Origin of the sequence: Pseudodonghicola flavimaris, from assembly GCF_030164425.1 — a bacterium.
Lineage (GTDB): Bacteria > Pseudomonadota > Alphaproteobacteria > Rhodobacterales > Rhodobacteraceae > Pseudodonghicola > Pseudodonghicola flavimaris.
In genome coordinates, this window is sequence record NZ_JASNJD010000013.1 from 39,229 (window position 1) to 56,840 (window position 17,612).

The following is a 17,612-nucleotide window of genomic DNA, read 5'->3' on the forward strand; positions in this document are numbered from 1 at the left end:
TTTTGCTACTATCCCCCTTATTCTTATGCAGACCCGCCGTTTTTTTCTGGGTCGACATGCTTTTATTGAGGATTTTTCGATGGCGCTTGACAGCTCTTCGCCAGCCGTTGTGCCCGTTGCGGCTGTGGCTGATCGTATCGACAGCCTGCTGGACGGCTACCGCTCCCGTATCGAAACCGCAGTGTTCCGCTCCGACATCCCGCTTCTGGGCCAGAGCTTCGCTGACACGGCAGATCAGGTTCTGGGCTTTGTCGACACTCTGAAGACCGGGGTGCGCACGGCGCTGGAGGGGATCGGCACCGCCACGGCCACACTGGAAGAGATCGCCGCGGCGGTCGGCCTGGCGGGCCCGGAGCTGGGCGCGACGATCCGCGCCGACGGGACGCTGGCGCTGGAGTTCGACCATGATGCGGTGATCTCGCTGGCGGCGGAAACGGCGGCGGCGGCGCTTGGCGGTCTGGGAACCGGCATCGCCTTCGACGGGACGCTGGATCTCGATGCCACGGTCGAGGCCGGGCTGGTCCTGGTGCTCGATGCCGAGACCGGGTCGGTGCGGGTGGATACATCGCCCGGTCAGGAATTCGGGCTCGATCTCTTCGGGCGACTGTTGCCCGAGGGCGGGGTGGAGCTCGGCTTTCTCGACAGCCTGCTGGGCGGCTGGTCGGCAGCGGACGGCATCGATCTGTCCTTCGATGTCGATCTGGACGGCAGCGCGGTCCATGCCACGCTCTCCGGCGGGGCGACCTTCGGCCGGGGGTTCGAGACCACCGCCGCCTCCGACATCCTGCCGGTGATCTCCGGCGATCTGAACCTCGGTTTCGATTTCGCTGCCCTTGCCCTCGAGGACGGTGTGGCGATCGACGTCGCCGGCCGCATCGGGCTGGAGAACCTGACGCTCGACATGGGCGGGCTGGTCGATTTCCTGAACGCGGTGCTGGGCCAGATCACCGCGATCACCGACAGTTTTCCCTTCGGCACCGTGCTGGATATCCTGACCACGCCGATCCCGGTGATCGACGCCATCGCGCCGGGATCGCTGGACAAGACCGGCGACGGCTCGATCACCGCGGCGGATTTCATCCTCGCCTTCGGGTCGGACAGCGACAACATGGGGTTCGTCACCGCGATCGAGGCGCTGGTCGACGCGCTGGAGACGATCGACGACCTGCGCGATCTGGCCTATCGGGTCGATCTGGGCGATCTGGTCCTGTCGGCGGAGGCGACGACGGAGGCACGGTTCGATCTGGACGGCGACGGTGTCAGCGCCACGGCCGAGACCGACCTGCTGGACCTGATCGCCGGCAGCGGTCTGGACGGGCTTCTCACCGGCTCGCTCGGCGCCGGGATCGAGGCTTCTGACCGGCTCGACATCCCGCTGCTCTCCGATCCTCTGGGCACGCTGGGTGCGCTGCTGCTGAACGGCTATTACGGTGCGCCGGTGACGCTGGTGTCCTACGATCTGCCGCCGCTGGGGTTCTCGGTGGCGCCGCGAATTCCCTTCGACGTCGGGCCCTTGTCCTTCTTCATCGGCGGCAGTTTCGCGGCGGAGACCGACTTCGGAATCGGCTATGACACTGCCGGATTCACCCTGGGCGGCGTGGAATTCGGCGCCGGTTTCTACGTCACCACCGTCGATGGCACCCGGGTCGATCCCTTCCTGACGCTCTCCTTCGGGATGGAGGCAGGCGGCGGTGTCGGCGCCGGGGTTGCCAAGGTCTCCATCGTCGGCGGCGTCGGCGGTGTGGTCGATCTGTTCCTCGCCGGTGGCGGAGAGAAAACCCGGCTGGCCGATCTCGGCGGCTGCCTGTTCAACCCGATCACCGGTCGGATCGAGGCGAGCCTGGAGGTCGAGGTCAGGATCGGCATCGGCAAGCTGTCGGTGACTGACCGGGTGACCATCGGCGAAACCGTGCTGGCGCAATTCGGCTTCGATCCCTGCGACAGCGATTTCGACCCCGCCACGCTCAGGTTTTCCGATACAGAACTGGCCCGCAAGGTCGCGGGGGGCGAACTGGCGCTGAATGTCGGCGCCGCCTCCGGCCGCCGCGATGTGCCCGGGCGGATCGACCTCGATCCCGCGTTTGATGCCGCCAGCGATGCCGAGCTGGAGACGCTGGAGGCCGCCGGGGTCAACACCCGCGCGCGCGACGAGGTGGTCTATGTCGGTCGCGCGCCGGAGGGCAGCGGCGACACGGCCGCGGCGCTGGCGGTCTCGGCCTTCGGGATCTACGAGGTCTATGACCGCACCGCAGGCTTTTCCCTGATCAGCGGCGATGGCGGCAGCGGCGACGACCGGCTGACGGTGGCGGCCGATCTGGATGTGGCGGTGGCCTTTGCCGGTGGCAGCGGCCATGACACGCTGACGGGCGGCGCCGCGGCGGACGTGCTGTCGGGCAATGGCGGTCGCGATGTGCTGACCGGGCATGACGGCGATGACGTGCTGAAGGGGATGAACGGCGACGATATCCTCATCGGCGGCGCCGGGGCCGATGTGCTGAACGGCGGCGCGGGGATCGACGAGGCGGATTACTCCGGCGCGGCAGAGGGCATCCGCATCGTCAATGTCACAACCGCCGGCGTCACCACCCGGGTCGGGCGCGGCGGCGAGGCCAGGGGTGATCTGCTGACCTCGATCGAATATGTGAAGGGCACCGACTACGACGACCGGATCGAGGCGGACCCGGTCGCCGACTCCACGCTTGACGGGCGCGGCGGCGACGATGTGCTGATCGGTGGGGTGGGCGACGATCTCCTGTCGGGCGGCGCCGGGGCGGATCGTCTCGATGGCGGCGATGGCGAGGACGCGGTGTCCTATGCTTTCTCCACCGCCGGGGTGCTGATCGATCTCGAACACGGGGTGATCTGGGGCGGCGATGCCAGCGGCGACACGCTGGAGAATATCGAGATCTATCAGCTTACCTGGCAGGCGGACAGTTTCTTCGGTGCCACCACCGGGCGGGTGGGCGATGTGGTCTACGGGTTCGAGGGCAACGACCTGCTCGACGGCGGCGCGGGGCGCGACCGCATCTTCGCCGGTGGCGGTGACGATACCGTGGTGGGGGGCGCCGATGGTGACCGGCTCGACGGTGGCACGGGTCGCGACCTGCTGACCTTCGAACATCATTTCGACGCCACCCTGGGCAGCAAGGACGGGGTGGAGATCGACCTCGCCGCCGGCACCGCGACGGAGATCGCCGGCGGCCGCAGCGATACCCTGCTGGAGGATGACGCCGGTAACAGCAGTTTCGAGGATGTGACCGGATCGCGGCTCTATGATGTGATCAGCGGCGACGGCAAGGCCAATGTGCTGCGCGGTCTGGCCGGGCAGGATGTGCTGTCGGGGGCGGGGGGCGACGATACCCTGATCGGCGGTGCCGATGCCGATGAGCTGACCGGCGGCGCCGGCTTCGACACCGCCGACTACAGCGCAAGCGGCGCCGGCGTGACCGTCGATCTGGCGGCCGGCACCGGCGCCGGCGGCGATGCCGAGGGCGACAGCCTGACGGGCATCGAGGCGGTGCGCGGCAGCGGCGGCGACGACGTGCTGCTGGGCAACCTGCGTGGCAACGATCTGGATATCGGCGTCTGGACCGGGTTTTCCTATGACGAGGTCGACGGCAATGGCGGCATCGACCGGGTGATCGTCAGCTGGTCCGACGCGGAGGAGGATATCTCCGTCGTCAAGCTCTCGACGACCTGGGCGCGGATCTATTCCGGCGCTATCGAGGATCGTGACCTGCGGGCGGAGATCTGGGACACCGAGGATGCCACCATCCTAACCGGTGCCGGTGACGATCTGATCGCCTCCGTCGTCGATAACGAGACCGAGGATCTGCCGGGCATCGACCATTTTGCCGGTGACGATTACATCGCGACCGGCGCCGGGGCGGACCGCATCGCCGCCGGATCGGGTGCCGATCAGGTCTTTGCCGGGCTGGGCGACGATACCGTCTGGCGTGACAAGGCGACCAAGGCCGAGACCTTCGTGATGGATGGCGGGCAGGGGATCGACCGGCTGATCGCGGATCTCTCCTATGACACCGCAGGGGTGGTGCTGGCCTCCTATTCGCCGCTCAGCGAAAGCGGGCTGGCCTTCAGCGTTGCTGGTGGCGGCGTCTTCGCCGGTTTCGAGATCCTGGAGAAGATCACCACCGGCAGCGGCGAGGACCAGTTGACCCAGCTGGGGGCTGTGGACAGCGAATTCCACACCGGCGACGGCGCCGATACGGTGACGCTCGATTACGGCGACAACCTGGTCTGGGCCGGCAGCGACGGGGCGGTGGACACGCTGATCCTGGACTACTCCGGCGAGAGGCTGATGTGGGTCGACGCGGCGCTGGAAACGCCGGCCGTCATCGGCGATCCCGCCGGGCTGAACGTTCGGCTGAAACAGGGCTCCGGCCCGATTTTCGTCCTCAAGGGCAATTCGACCTACTACGAATTCGAACGGCTGGTCCTGACTGGCAGTCGCAACGACGACGTGATCGCCGGGCTCGACGGGCGCAACAGCGACGATGTGCTGGACGGGCAGGCGGGCGACGATGTGATCAGCGGCGGGCGCGGCAACGATGTGATCGTCGGCGGCGCCGGCACCGACCTTCTGGAGGGCGGCATCGGCGACGATACGCTGATTGGCGGCCTGGCCGGCGTGATCGACGGGCGCGACGGGCTGACCGGCGGCGCCGGCAGCGATCTCTTCGTTCTGGGGGATGAGACCGGAAGCCATTACGGCGCCGCGGCCGAGGATGTGGCGCGGATCGAGGATTTCGATATCGCCGAGGACCGGCTGCAGCTGGCTGGCAGCGCCGCGGATTACAGCGTCTCCGTCTCTGCCGCCGGCCATGGCCGCATCACCCTGACCGAAACCGGGGAACTGGTCGCGGTGCTGATGGGGGCGGGGGCGGTTTCGCTCTCCGATCCGGCGGTGAGCTTTGTTGCGGTGACCGATCCGGTGGCATCGTCGGGCAGTGGGCGCAGCGGTGGCGCGGCGACGCTGACCGGGCCGGTGCCGCTGCCGGAGCCTTTCGAGATCCACGATTATGGCGTCATCGACCCGTTCGAGGAGGTGCTGCGCGACGGGCTGGCCGATCTCGGGGCGCGGTCGATCACCACGGTCTCGGCATCTCTGGCCGGCAACCCGGGCAGCGCCAAGGCGTTTTCCGACGCGCCCTTCGGTCTGGAAGAGGGGGTCGTGCTTTCGACCGGGGTGGCGCGGGATCTGGCGGCGGAGAACCGCGCCGACGGCAGCGACAGCCGGGGCATCCTGGCGGGATCGGAGGCCGATCTGGTCTTCGAGAAGCTCGGCGTCACCGCCGGTGGCTCTGCCATCTTCCGCGCCGATGTCTCCGGGCTGGCCGGCGGGTTGAAGACGCTGACGCTGACCGACAGTTTGAACCTGGAAGGCGCCGACAGCCTGTTTTCCGGCTTCGACCTCGACGGGATCTTCCTGTCGCCCGACCGGATCGACGCGGTGGGCGGGGTGGTCGATCTGACCGGTGTCGCCACGCTCGATGTCTTCGACTACAGCCCGATAGGCACCCGGCTGGAGGCCGGCACCATGCGCAACCCGGGACTCTTCACCGCCCTGGGCGGGACGGTGAACGGGATGATCGACGAGAGCGTCGCGCGGCTCGGGGCGGTCGATTACACCGGCTCGGCGCTGGATGGTGGCGCGGTGTCGCTGGGCGATGGCGGGTCAGCGACCTTCGAGCTGACCGAAACGGTGGCGACCGACGGGCCGCTCTACCTCTATGTCGGGGAGGCCTATGACGCGGGAGAGGCGCTGTCGGGTCGGGTGCAGGTCAGCGACGGCGACAGCAGCGCCGGGGCCGATGCCTCCACCGATATCGGCACCCCGGGGGCGGCGGACGATTGGGTCACGCTGTCGGCCGAGCTCGACGTGGATCTGCGCGGCGGGGCCGACTGGGCGGTCGCCGATCTCTTCAACGTGGTGATCGTGACCGAGGCGTTTCCCGAATTCGCCGGCACCGCCTGGCAGGATATCGTCGATGTGAAGGTCAACGGGTTGAGCGCGCTGGTGCTGGGCGACGGGCGGCAGGCGACGCTGCAGAACCTTGCCGCGGCGCCCGATGGTGCCTTCGCCGAGGAACTGCTGTTCAACCTGGTGGGCGAGGGCGCCCATGCCGCTGTTCTCTCCGCCGATGCCTATACCACCATCCTGCGGGTCAGCGCGCCGATCCTCGACGGGCTGAACAGTTTTGCCTTCTCGGTCGCCGATGGCGGCGATGGTCTGGGCGATACCGCGATCTTCGTGTCGGCGCTGATCGCGGACACGGTTCGCGGCGACAGCGGCAACAACCGGCTGTTCGGTTCCTCCGCCGACGATCTGATGCTGGGGCGCGAAGGCTCTGACACGATGTGGGGCGGGCATGGCTGGGACACTTATCGGTTCAAACCCGCGCATATCGCCGAGGATGTGATCGATGAGACCACCGGCAGCGGCTTCGACCGGATCGAGTTGGACGTCTATGTCGAGGAGGTGAGCTTTACCCGCGACGGCGACGATCTGCTGCTGCACTACGGCGGCACCGGTTCGGGGCAGAGCATTCGGGTCGCCGGCCAGTATGCCGACGATCTGCCAGTGCCGATGGTGGAAGAGGCGGTCTTCTCCGACGCCACGCGCGACCTCACCGGGGTGCTGGAGTTCACCGGCTCCACCGGCAACGACCGGGGGCTGCGCGGCACCGATCTGGGCGAGACGATCGACGGGCTGCGGGGCAACGACCGGATCGCGGGTCTCGGTGGCGACGACCGGCTGCGCGGCGGTGCCGGGCGCGACCGGATCGACGGCGGCACGGGCGATGACCGCATCTCCGGCGACGGTGGCAATGACATCCTGATCGGCGGTCTGGGCAGCGACCGGCTGAGCGGCCGGGCCGGGCGGGACAGTTTCGTCTTCACCTCGGTGGCGGAGAGCGCGACCGGCGCCGAGGATGTGATCACCGATTTCACCCGCGGCAAGGATCTGCTCGATTTCACCGGCTTCGACCGAGCGCTCTATTTCCTCGGCGGCCGGGATTTTTATGGCGAGGGCAATGAGCTGCGGTTTGACGCCGATCTGAACCGGATCGAGCTAGACTATGACGGCGATCGCGAAGCCGATTTCGCGGTGGTGCTGGAGGGGATCGGGCGGATTACGGCGACGGATCTGCTGCTGTAGCGGCGGCGCGGCAGGTGGCCGCGCCGGTCTTGTCGAAGCCGCGTCAGATCCGCATGCGCGGCACGTCGTTGGGATCGAGCCGCAGGTCGATCAGTACCGGCCGGTCGCGGGTCTCCAACGCGGCCAGCGCCGCCTCCAGATCGTCCTCGGTCCGGACCTCGATGCCCTGACCGCCCAGCGAGGTCGCCACCTCGGCGAAGGAGGGCCAGTCGAACTGGGTCAGGCTGGGGTCCATCTTGCGGTCGATGAACTGGATATGCTCGGCGCCATAGGCGGAGTCATTGGCGACGATCACGATCAGGTCCAGCCCCAGCCGGACGGCGGTGTTGAATTCGGTCAGCCCGCCCATCATGAAGCCGCCGTCGCCGGTGAACAGCACCACCGGCCGCCCCGGTGCCGCCAGACCGGCGCCGATCGCCTCCTGCACGCCCAGACCGATGGAGCCGAAATTGGCGGTGACCACGAAGCTCTTCGGATCGGGGGCGGAGACGCGGCACCAGACCTCGGTCATGAAGCGGCCGCCATCGGTGACCAGGATGCGATCCTGCGGCAGCGCCTGCTCCAGCCGCTCCAGCGTCGGTACATAGCCGATATAGCCCTCGGCGGCGCGCACCGGCGGGGTCGGATGGGCGGTCAGCGTTTCGGTGTCCAGCTCTTTTGTGAAGCCGCTCGGTGCGATCTCGGCCTCGTCCAGCCAATAGACGATGGTGTCCGCCGTCAGCCCGGCATCGGCGACCAGGGCGGCGTCGGGATGGGTGCCGCCGCCAATGGCGGTGGGCTCGATATCCACCTGCACGATCCGCTTGTCCTTCATCAGCTTGCCCTGATCGGTGGTGAAGTCATGCAGCCCGGTGCCGAAGCAAATCACGCAGTCGGCCTTGGCGATCAGGTCATAGGCGGCGGGCGTCGACAGCGTGCCGAAGATATCCATGTTATAGGGGTGATCGCGGAACAGCCCCTTGGCCTTCAGCGTGGTGGCCAGCGGCGCCTCCAGCCGGTCGGCCAGGCGGATCAGCTTGTCGCGGGCGGCGATGGCCCCGGCACCGGCCAGGATCAGCGGTCGACGGGCCGAGGCGATCATGCCGATAGCCTCGTCCAGCATGTCGCCCTCCGCCACGCCGCCGGGGGCGGTGAAGACATCCAGCACGCGGCAGTCGTGGGCCACCTCGATCCACATATAATCGGCCGGCATGTTCAGCACGATGGGCCGGCGTTCGACCTGGGCCCGATAGAAGGCGCGGGCGACGTCGCGGCCGGCGGTCTCGGGCGCGCGGATCTGTTCGAAGCCGGCGCCGGCGGCCTTGACCACCTCGCGCTGGTCGATGCTTTGCAGGTGGCGCGGGTTCGACACCGGCGTATCCCCCGCCAGCAGCACCATCGGGGTATGGGCGCGCACGCCTTCGGTCAGTGCCGTCATGCAGTTGGTCAGCGCCGGGCCATGGGTGACCGTCGCCACCCCGACCTTGCCGGAGACGGAGGCATAGGCCAGCGCCATCAGCACCGAGCTGCCCTCATGCGCGACCGGCACGAAGCGGCCGCCGCAATCGCGCACGAAACGGTCGACCATGAACAGGTTGGCGTCCCCCATCAGCCCGAACATGGTTTCGACCCCGTGGTCGCAGAGGGCACGGGCGATGGACTGGTGGAAATACATCTTGTCACTCATGGGGGCTCTCCTGTTCGCGCTTTTCTCCTTGATAGCGGATGCTGCGTGCGCGAAATGCGCAAAGTTTCCCTCAGTGGAGGTGACCCGTGCGGGGTTTGACCTCGGATGAGCAGGAAGTCGTGAAAACCGCGCATTCATCCCCGCTCTCGGGGTGAATCGCCGCCGCAGGACGCATCGGCCCGCCCGCACCGGCCAGCCCTAGCCGAAGCGCCATGCTGCAATTGCACGGGCCGCCGGCGATCTTATATCTGCAGGGTTCGCCACAGTGGGTGAAACCGGGAGACTGAGACATGGGGTATTTCAAGACCGCTTTGCTGATGGCCGCGATGACGGCGCTGTTCATGGGGCTCGGTTATCTGATGGCCGGGACCGGCGGTATGGTGATCGCGCTGGTGGTCGCCGGGGCGATGAACGTCTTTACCTGGTGGAATTCCGACAAGATGGTGCTGCGGATGCACAATGCGCAGCCGGTGCCGCCGAACGACCGGGCCGGGCTGACCCAGCTGGTCGCCGGGCTGGCCCGCAACGCCGGGCTGCCGATGCCGGCGGTCTATGTGATCGAGACACCGCAGCCCAATGCCTTCGCCACCGGGCGCAACCCGCAGAACGCCGCCGTGGCGGTGACCCGCGGCCTGATGCAGAGCCTGTCGCGCGAAGAGCTGTCCGGCGTGATCGCTCATGAGCTGGCGCATATCAGGAACCACGACACCGCCATCATGACGGTGACCGCCACCTTTGCCGGGGCAATCTCGATGCTGGCGAATTTCGCGTTGTTCTTCGGCGGCTCGCGTGAGCGGATGGGGATCGTCGGCACCCTGGCGATGATGATCGTGGCGCCGATGGCGGCGGCGCTGGTGCAGATGGCGATCTCGCGCACCCGGGAATATGCCGCCGACCGCGCGGGGGCGGAGATTTGCGGCAACCCGCTGTGGCTGGCCTCGGCACTGGAACGGATCCAGGCGGGTGCGGCGCGGGTCGACAATGTCGCCGCCGAACAGCACCCGGCCACCGCGCATATGTTCATCATCAACCCGTTGCACGGGCAGGGGCGCGACAATCTCTTCGCCACCCACCCCTCGACCGAGAACCGCGTCGCAGCATTGCGGCAGCTGGCCGGTGCCGGCGCCCGGATGCCGCAGCGGGCGGCCCGGCCGCAGCCGGCACCCGTCCGGGATGCGGGGGGCGTCTATGAGACCCCGGCGCGCGGTCTTGGCGCCGTGCCGAAAGCCGGCAAACGCCGGACGCGGCAAGACGGCGGGGACAACAGCGGACCCTGGGGCTGAACGCAGAGGGCTGCGGTTTACGATGTGAGGAGAGGGCGCCCGGATCGCCGGGCGGGGGAGAGACGCTCCGGGAGGTATTCCCCCCGGAGCGAGAGGCTTATTTCTTGCCCTGGATCTGGCGCACGTCGCGCACCGCGCCGCGGGCGGCAGAGGTGGTCAGCGCGGCATAGGCCTGCAGCGCGCTCGACACCTTGCGCTGGCGTTTCTCGTCCGGCTGCCAGCCCTTTTCCTCGCGTTTGGCGCGGCGTTCGGCCAGCACTGCGTCGTCCACCGCCAGGTGGATCCTGCGGTTGGGGATGTCGATTTCGATGATATCGCCTTCCTCGACCAGACCGATGGCGCCGCCCTCGGCCGCTTCGGGCGAGACATGGCCGATCGACAGACCCGAGGAGCCGCCGGAGAACCGTCCGTCGGTGACCAGCGCACAGCTTTTGCCCAGACCTTTCGACTTCAGGTAGGAGGTCGGGTAGAGCATTTCCTGCATGCCGGGGCCGCCGCGCGGGCCTTCATAGCGGATCAGCACCACGTCGCCCGGGTTGATCTTGCCGGTGAGGATGCCGTTCACCGCCGAATCCTGGCTTTCGAAGATGCGTGCGGGGCCGGAGAAAGTCAGGATCGACTCGTCCACGCCGGCTGTTTTCACGATGCAGCCGTCCTCGGCGATATTGCCGTAGAGTACCGCCAGGCCGCCATCCTTGGAAAACGCATGATCGGCATCGCGGATCACGCCCTGTTCACGGTCGAGATCCAGCGTGTCGAAGCGGCGCGACTGCGAAAAGGCGGTCTGGCTGCGCACGCCGCCGGGGGCGGCGCGGAAGAACTCATGCACGCTTTCCGAATTGGTGCGGGTGATGTCCCAACGGTCCAGCGCATGGGCCAGGCTTTCGGCATGGACCGAATTGACGCTGGTATCCAGAAGCCCGGCGCGGTCCAGCTCGCCCAGGATCGACATGATGCCGCCGGCGCGGTGGACGTCCTCCATATGCACGTCGTTCTTGGCCGGGGCCACCTTGCACAGCACCGGCACCTGACGGCTGAGCGCGTCGATATCGGACATGTCGAAATCGACCTCGCCCTCATTCGCGGCGGCCAGCAGGTGCAGCACGGTATTGGTCGAGCCGCCCATGGCGATATCCAGCGACATGGCGTTCTTGAAGGCGGGCACCGTGGCGATGTTGCGCGGCAGGACGCTGGCGTCCTCCTGTTCATAGTAGCGCCGTGCCAGATCGACGATCAGGTGGCCGGCCTCGACAAACAGCCGTTCGCGGTCGGCGTGGGTGGCCAGAGTGGAGCCGTTGCCCGGCAGCGACAGACCCAGTGCCTCGGTCAGGCAGTTCATCGAGTTGGCGGTGAACATGCCCGAGCACGAGCCGCAGGTGGGGCAGGCGGCCTGTTCGATGGCGGCGACCTGTTCGTCGGAATAGCTGTCGTCGGCGGCGGCGACCATCGCATCGACCAGATCGAGCGCGGTTTCCTTGCCCTCCCAGACAACCTTCCCGGCCTCCATCGGGCCGCCGGAGACGAAGACGGCGGGGATGTTCAGCCGCATCGCCGCCATCAGCATGCCGGGGGTGATCTTGTCGCAGTTGGAGATGCAGACCATCGCGTCGGCACAATGGGCGTTGACCATGTATTCCACGCTGTCGGCGATGATTTCGCGCGAGGGCAGGGAATAGAGCATGCCGTCATGGCCCATGGCGATGCCGTCATCGACCGCGATGGTGTTGAATTCCTTCGCCACGCCGCCGGCCTTTTCGACCTCGCGTGCGACCAGCTGGCCCAGGTCCTTCAGGTGGACGTGGCCGGGCACGAACTGGGTGAAGGAGTTGACGATGGCGATGATCGGCTTGCCGAAATCGCCGTCGGTCATCCCGGTTGCACGCCACAGACCGCGGGCACCTGCCATGTTGCGGCCATGGGTACTGGTTCTTGAACGATAGCGGGGCATCGAACCCTCCCTGGTAAATGAGTCGGCGCACCCTATACGCCTCGCTTCTGCGAGTGAAATATATTATTGTGCGTCGATTGGGTCTTTGGAGATATAAGTGGAATGGATGTCCGGCAGCTCAGGCATTTTGTTGCCGTCGCCGATACGCTGCACTTCGGCCGGGCGGCGGAACGGCTGGGGATGACGCAACCGCCGCTGAGCCAGTCGATCCAGACGCTGGAGCGGGAGCTGGGGGCGCCCCTGTTCGACCGCACCCGCCGCAGCGTCGCGCTCAGTCCCTTCGGGGCCGCCTGGTTGCCGCATGTGCGCGAGGCGCTCGACGGGCTGGGGGCGCTGCCGGAGATCGCCGAGCGGCTGCGCCGTGGCCGCTCCGGCCGGCTGGAACTCTCCTTCGTCTCCACCGCCGATTACAGCATCCTGCCGCGGCTGGTGCACGGCTTTCGACAGCTCTATCCCGATGTCGATCTGGCGCTGACCGAGGCGACCAGCGACATGCAGATCGCCGCCTTGCGCGAGGGGCACGGCCAGGCCGGTATCATCATCCCCGATGCGGAGGCGCCGGTGCCGGAGGGGTTCGCCTATCGCCGGTTGGTGGCGGAGCCGCTGATCGCGGCGGTGCCGGAAAGCTGGCTGGCGGAGGGGCGGTTGCGGCTGGCGGGGCCCGCGCTGCCGCCGGAGGCGGTGATCTCCTCGCCGCTGGTGGTGTTTCCGCGCCCGGCGGCCCCCTCCTTCTACGATCTGGTGACCGGTTACTACGCCGCCTGTGGCGGCACCGCCCATGTGGTGCAGAACGCGATCCAGATGCAGACCATCATCAGCCTGGTCTCTGCCGGCATGGGGATTGCGCTGGTGCCGGCCTCGCTGCGGCATCTGGCGCGCTCCGGGGTGCGCTATCTCGATCTTTCCGGGCCGGCGCCGGAGCTGGAGACCGGGCTGATCTGGCGCCGTGACGACCGGACCCCGACGCTGGCGAATTTCCTCGCCATGGTGGAGGCGGAACTGGCCGCCGCCTGAGCAGCGGCGGCGGCGGCTCAGCCGTTGCGCGCGGCGGGCGTGTCTGCCGCAGGTGCGGCCGGCTCCGGGACGGGGCGCAGTGCACCGGCGCCGGCACCGATGGCGATCCTAAGCGTCGCCCAGGCCTTGGCGGCGTCATTCGCGGCGGAGGCGGCGGAGATCCGGGCCGAGGCGGCGGAGCGGTCGGTGTCGAGCAGATCGAGGAGCGTGATCGCCCCGTCGCGATAGTTCTGCTGCGCCAGCTGCAGCGCCCGGTCATAGGCCTCGGCGGCCCGCCGCAGGGCCACGGCGCGCTGGCGGTATTGCGTCAGCTGCGCCTGTGCCACCTGCACATCCTCCACCGCCGTCAGCACTGCGGCCTGCCAGTCGATCGCCGCCTGGCGGGCGGCGGAGACGGCGGCATCGCGATTGGCGGCCAGCGCCCCCTGGTTGAAGACCGGCAGCGACAGCACCGGCCCGAAGGACCAGCTGTCGGTGCTGCTCACGCGCGCGACCGAGCCGCTGAGGGTGAGCGCCGGGTAGAGCTCTGCTTCGCTCACCCCGGCCTCGGCCACGGCGGCGGCCAGGGCGGCCTCGGCGCTGCGGATGTCGGGGCGGTTGCGCAGCAGGTCCGCCGGCACCCCGCTGCCACGGGGGGCCGGGATGCGCAGCTGTGGTGCGCCCCGCTGCATGCGCGCCAGGATCGGGCCCGACTGGGTGTTCAGAAGCGTGCCGATGGCGAAGACGTTGGTACTGAAGGCGGCGTTATATTGCGGCAGCGCCGCCCGGGCGGAGGCGAGCGAGGCTTCGGCCTCGGCCACCTCGTATTCGGTGGCGGCACCGGCGTCGTATTTCTGCCGGGTGATCTCCAGCGTCTGTTCCCGGGTCCGGATGGTCTCGCGGGTCAGCGCCAGCGCCTCCTGATTGTAGCGCGCATCGGCATAGGCGGCGATCAGTTCGGCGACCCAGGCCAGCGCAGTGGTGTCCAGATCGGCCTGCGCCCCGGCGAGCCCGGCGAGGGCGCTGTCGCGGCCGCGCCGGATGCCGCCGAAGAGGTCGATCACGAAGCTGGCGCTGAGGCCGGAGGAGGTGGCGGTGCCGGTGGTGGTGGCATCGCCGCCGCTGCGGCTGCGCCCGGTCTCGAGCGCGCCGTCCATCGCCGCATTGACCCCGGTGGCGCGCAGCCTGGCCTGCGCCTCGCGGATGCGTTCCATCGCCGCCAGGCTGTCGAGGTTCTGCTGCAGCCCGGTGCCGATCAGCGCGCTGAGCTCGCGGTCGCGATACTCCTCCCACCAGCGTTGCTGCGCCACCGCCCCCACCGTCGCGGCGTCGCCGCCGATGAAGCGCTGCTGAACGGTGGCCTGCGGTACCTGGTGACGGGGGCCGACGGTACAGGCGGTCAGCAGCACGAGAACGGAAAGTGAGGCGTATTTCACGACGCGGCCTCCTTGCGGCGGGAGAAGAGAGCGACGGCGCGCAGCACCGCGACATAGAGCACCGGCACCATCAGGATGCCGAAGAGCGAGGAGAAGACTATGCCTCCCAACATGCCGATGCCGATGGACTTCTGTGCCGCCGCGCCGGCGCCGCTGGCCAGGGCCAGGGGCATGATGCCGAAGCCGAAGGCGAGCGAGGTCATCAGGATCGGCCGCAGCCGCTGACGGGCGGCGGTGACGGTCGCCTCGATCAGGGCGGTGCCCTGGGCGCGCAGCGCTTCGGCGAATTCGACGATCAGGATGGCGTTGCGGGCGGCGAGGCCGATGGTGGTCAGCAGGCCGACCTTGAAATAGACGTCATTGGTCTGATCGAACAGCAGCGTGGCGACCAGCGCCCCCAGCACCCCCACCGGCACCGAGAGCATGACCGAGAAGGGCACGGTCCAGCTTTCGTAGAGGGCGGCGAGGCAGAGGAAGACCACCAGCGCCGACAGCGAATAGAGCAGCGGCTCCTGATTGCCCGACAGCCGTTCCTGATAGGACAGGCCGGTCCAGGCGGCGCCGTAGCCGCCGTCGAGGTCGGCCACCAGCTCCTCCATCACGGTCATCGCATTGCCGGAGCTGGTGCCCTGGGCGGCGGAACCGGAGATCTCCAGGGCGCGGGTGCCGCCATAGCGTGCCAGCTTGGGCGAAATCTCGGTCCAGTCGCTGGTCACCACGGCCGAGAGCGGCACCATCTCGCCGGCGCTGTTGCGCACGAACCAGGCCTGCACGTCTTCGGGTTGCATGCGCCAGGGCGCATCGCCCTGGACGATCACCTCGCGCAGGTCGTTGCCCAGGGTGAAATCGTTGACATAGGTGCTGGCGAAGACGGTGGAGAGCGTGGTGTTGATATCGGAGATCGTCAGTCCGAAGGATTCCGCCTTTTCCGGATCGATTGTCAGCTGCAGCGAGGGTTTGGTGGCATCGTCGTTGCCGCGCAGGCTGGTGACGCGGCCGTCGGCCTGGGCGGCGGCGACCAGCGCATCGGCGGCCTCGGCCAGCGCGGCGCTGCCGTTGCCGGCCTGATCGACCAGATACATGGTGAAGCCGGAGGAGGTGCCGAGCCCGGGGATCGCCGGGGGCTGCATGAAGATGATCTGCCCCATCCGGTTGCCCCAGAAGGCCCCGTTCGCCCGCCCGGCGAGTGCCGCCGCGTCGAAGCCTTCGCGGTCGGCGAAGTCCTTCAGCTTGACGAAGAGCATGGCGGCATTCTGACCACTGCCGCCGAAGCTGAAGCCGACCGCACCGAAGACGGAATCGACGGTGTCGGTCTCCTCGGTCAGCAGGTAATGCTCGATCGCGGCGACGGCCTCTTCGGTCTGCGGCGTGGTGGCGCCCTCGGGCAGGGTGACCATGGCCATCAGCACGCCCTGATCCTCGGTCGGCAGGAAGGCGGAGGGCAGGCGGCTGTAGACGCCCCAGGCGCCGATGCCGATGGCGACCAGCACGACCAGCATGCGGAAGGGCCGGCGCGACAGCCGGCCGGCGCCCTGGCCGTAGCCTAGGGTCAGCCGGTCGAGGCCTCGGTTGAACCAGTTGAGCGGCGCGAGGCGGGTTTCCCCATGCGACGGCTTCAGCAGCTGGGCGCACATCGCCGGTGTCAGGATCAGCGCGACGGCGAGCGACAGCACCATGGCGGTGATGATGGTGACCGAGAACTGGCGATAGATCACCCCGGTCGATCCGCTCATGAAGGCCATCGGCAGGAACACTGCCGAGAGCACCAGGACGATCCCGACCAGCGCGCTGGAGATCTCGCCCATGCTTTTCTCCGTCGCCTCCACCGGGCCGAGCCCGTCTTCCTTCATCACCCGCTCGACGTTTTCCACCACGACGATTGCGTCGTCGACGAGCAGCCCGATGGCGAGGACGAGGGCGAACATGGTCAGCGTGTTGATCGACATCCCCAGCGCCGCGAGCACACCGAAGGTGCCCAGAAGAACCACCGGCACGGCGATGGTGGGGATCAGGGTCGCTCGCCAGCTCTGCAGGAAGAGCAGGATCACCAGGAAGACCAGTACGATGGCCTCACCCAGGGTGTGATAGACCTGATTGATCGATTCCTCGACAAAGGGCGAGGTGTCATAGGGGTACTGGATGCTCACCCCCTCGGGCAGGGCGGCGGACAGCGTGTCCATGGTCGCGCGCACCCGGGCGGCGGTTTCCACCGCGTTGGCGCCGGTGGCGAGGTTGATGCCGAAGCCGGCCGCCGGCTTACCGTTGAAGCGGCTGTAGGCGCTGTAATCCTCTTCCGCCAGTTCGATCCGCGACACATCGCCGAGATAGACGGTGGAGCCGTCGGAATTGGTCTTCAGCAGGATGCGTTCGAAATCCTCCACGGTGGAGAGCTGCGACTGGGCGCTGAGCGAGACGGTGAATTGCTGGCCCTTGACCGTCGGCTGATTGCCGAGCGCGCCGACGGTGACATTGGTGTTCTGCTCCGACACCGCCGAGGTCACATCGGAGGGGGTGAGCTGATATTGATAGAGCTTCCAGGGATCGAGCCAGATGCGCATGGCATATTGCGATCCGAAGGAACGGATCGAACCGACGCCTTCGGTGCGCTTGACCGGGTCCTCGATGGTGGAGCTGAGGATATCGCCGAGCTCGACCGAGGTCTTGCTGCCGTCGTCGGAAACCACGGCGGCCACCATCAGGATCGAGCTGGTGGAGCGGGTCACGCTGATGCCGCGGTTGGTGACCGAGGTCGGCAGGCCCGATTGCACCAGCTGCAGCTTGTTCTGCACCTGCACCTGCGCCATGTCGGGATCGACGCTGTCGTCGAACACCAGCGAGATGCTGGAAGACCCCTCGGTCGAGGAAGAGGTCATGTAGATCAGACCGTCGAGCCCGGTCATGCCGTCCTCGATCACCGTGGTGACGGAGTTTTCGACGGTCTCGGCGGAGGCGCCGGTGTAGGTGGCCGAAATCCGCACCGTGGTGGGGGCGATCTCGGGGTACTGCGAGATCGGCAGCGATGTCAGGCCGAAGACGCCGGCCAGCATGATGACGATGGCGATCACCCAGGCGAAGACCGGGCGGTGAATGAAGAAGGAGGCCATGA

The 17,612-nt window shown here is 67.8% G+C and carries 7 protein-coding genes; 3 read left to right on the forward strand and 4 right to left on the reverse strand.

Features of this window, described 5'->3' with window-relative positions:
* Positions 1 to 79 precede the first annotated feature (79 nt).
* Entirely contained in the window at positions 80 to 7,180 is a 7,101-nt protein-coding gene (locus QO033_RS16330; protein ID WP_284482051.1) for a calcium-binding protein, read from the forward strand.
* Positions 7,181 to 7,223: 43 nt separating this feature from the next.
* Here the strand turns inward: QO033_RS16330 and QO033_RS16335 are convergent, their stop codons facing one another.
* A complete protein-coding gene (locus QO033_RS16335; RefSeq protein ID WP_284482052.1) occupies positions 7,224 to 8,846 on the reverse strand; it encodes a thiamine pyrophosphate-binding protein in 1,623 nt (540 codons plus the stop codon).
* Between the two features lie 290 nt (positions 8,847 to 9,136).
* Here QO033_RS16335 and htpX point away from each other — a divergent pair, with 290 nt between their 5' ends.
* On the forward strand, positions 9,137 to 10,129 hold the full coding sequence (htpX, locus tag QO033_RS16340; RefSeq protein ID WP_284482053.1) for a zinc metalloprotease HtpX: 993 nt from the start codon (positions 9,137 to 9,139) through the stop codon (positions 10,127 to 10,129).
* A gap of 97 nt (positions 10,130 to 10,226) precedes the next feature.
* On the opposite strand, the gene ilvD is transcribed toward htpX, so the two are convergent.
* Positions 10,227 to 12,077, reverse strand: a complete 1,851-nt coding sequence (ilvD, locus tag QO033_RS16345) for a dihydroxy-acid dehydratase (protein ID WP_284482054.1) — start codon at positions 12,075 to 12,077, stop codon at positions 10,227 to 10,229.
* Positions 12,078 to 12,179: 102 nt separating this feature from the next.
* Here ilvD and QO033_RS16350 point away from each other — a divergent pair, with 102 nt between their 5' ends.
* Positions 12,180 to 13,091 (forward strand): LysR family transcriptional regulator, encoded by a 912-nt coding sequence (locus QO033_RS16350; RefSeq protein ID WP_284482055.1) that lies wholly within the window; start codon positions 12,180 to 12,182, stop codon positions 13,089 to 13,091.
* A 17-nt stretch (positions 13,092 to 13,108) separates the two neighbouring features.
* Here the strand turns inward: QO033_RS16350 and QO033_RS16355 are convergent, their stop codons facing one another.
* The gene (locus QO033_RS16355) at positions 13,109 to 14,506 is read right to left on the reverse strand and encodes an efflux transporter outer membrane subunit (RefSeq protein ID WP_284482056.1); all 1,398 of its coding nucleotides are present in this window, start codon (positions 14,504 to 14,506) and stop codon (positions 13,109 to 13,111) included.
* On the reverse strand, positions 14,503 to 17,610 hold the full coding sequence (locus QO033_RS16360; RefSeq protein WP_284482057.1) for an efflux RND transporter permease subunit: 3,108 nt from the start codon (positions 17,608 to 17,610) through the stop codon (positions 14,503 to 14,505). Before QO033_RS16360 ends, QO033_RS16355 begins: the two co-directional genes overlap by 4 nt.
* Positions 17,611 to 17,612 lie beyond the last annotated feature (2 nt).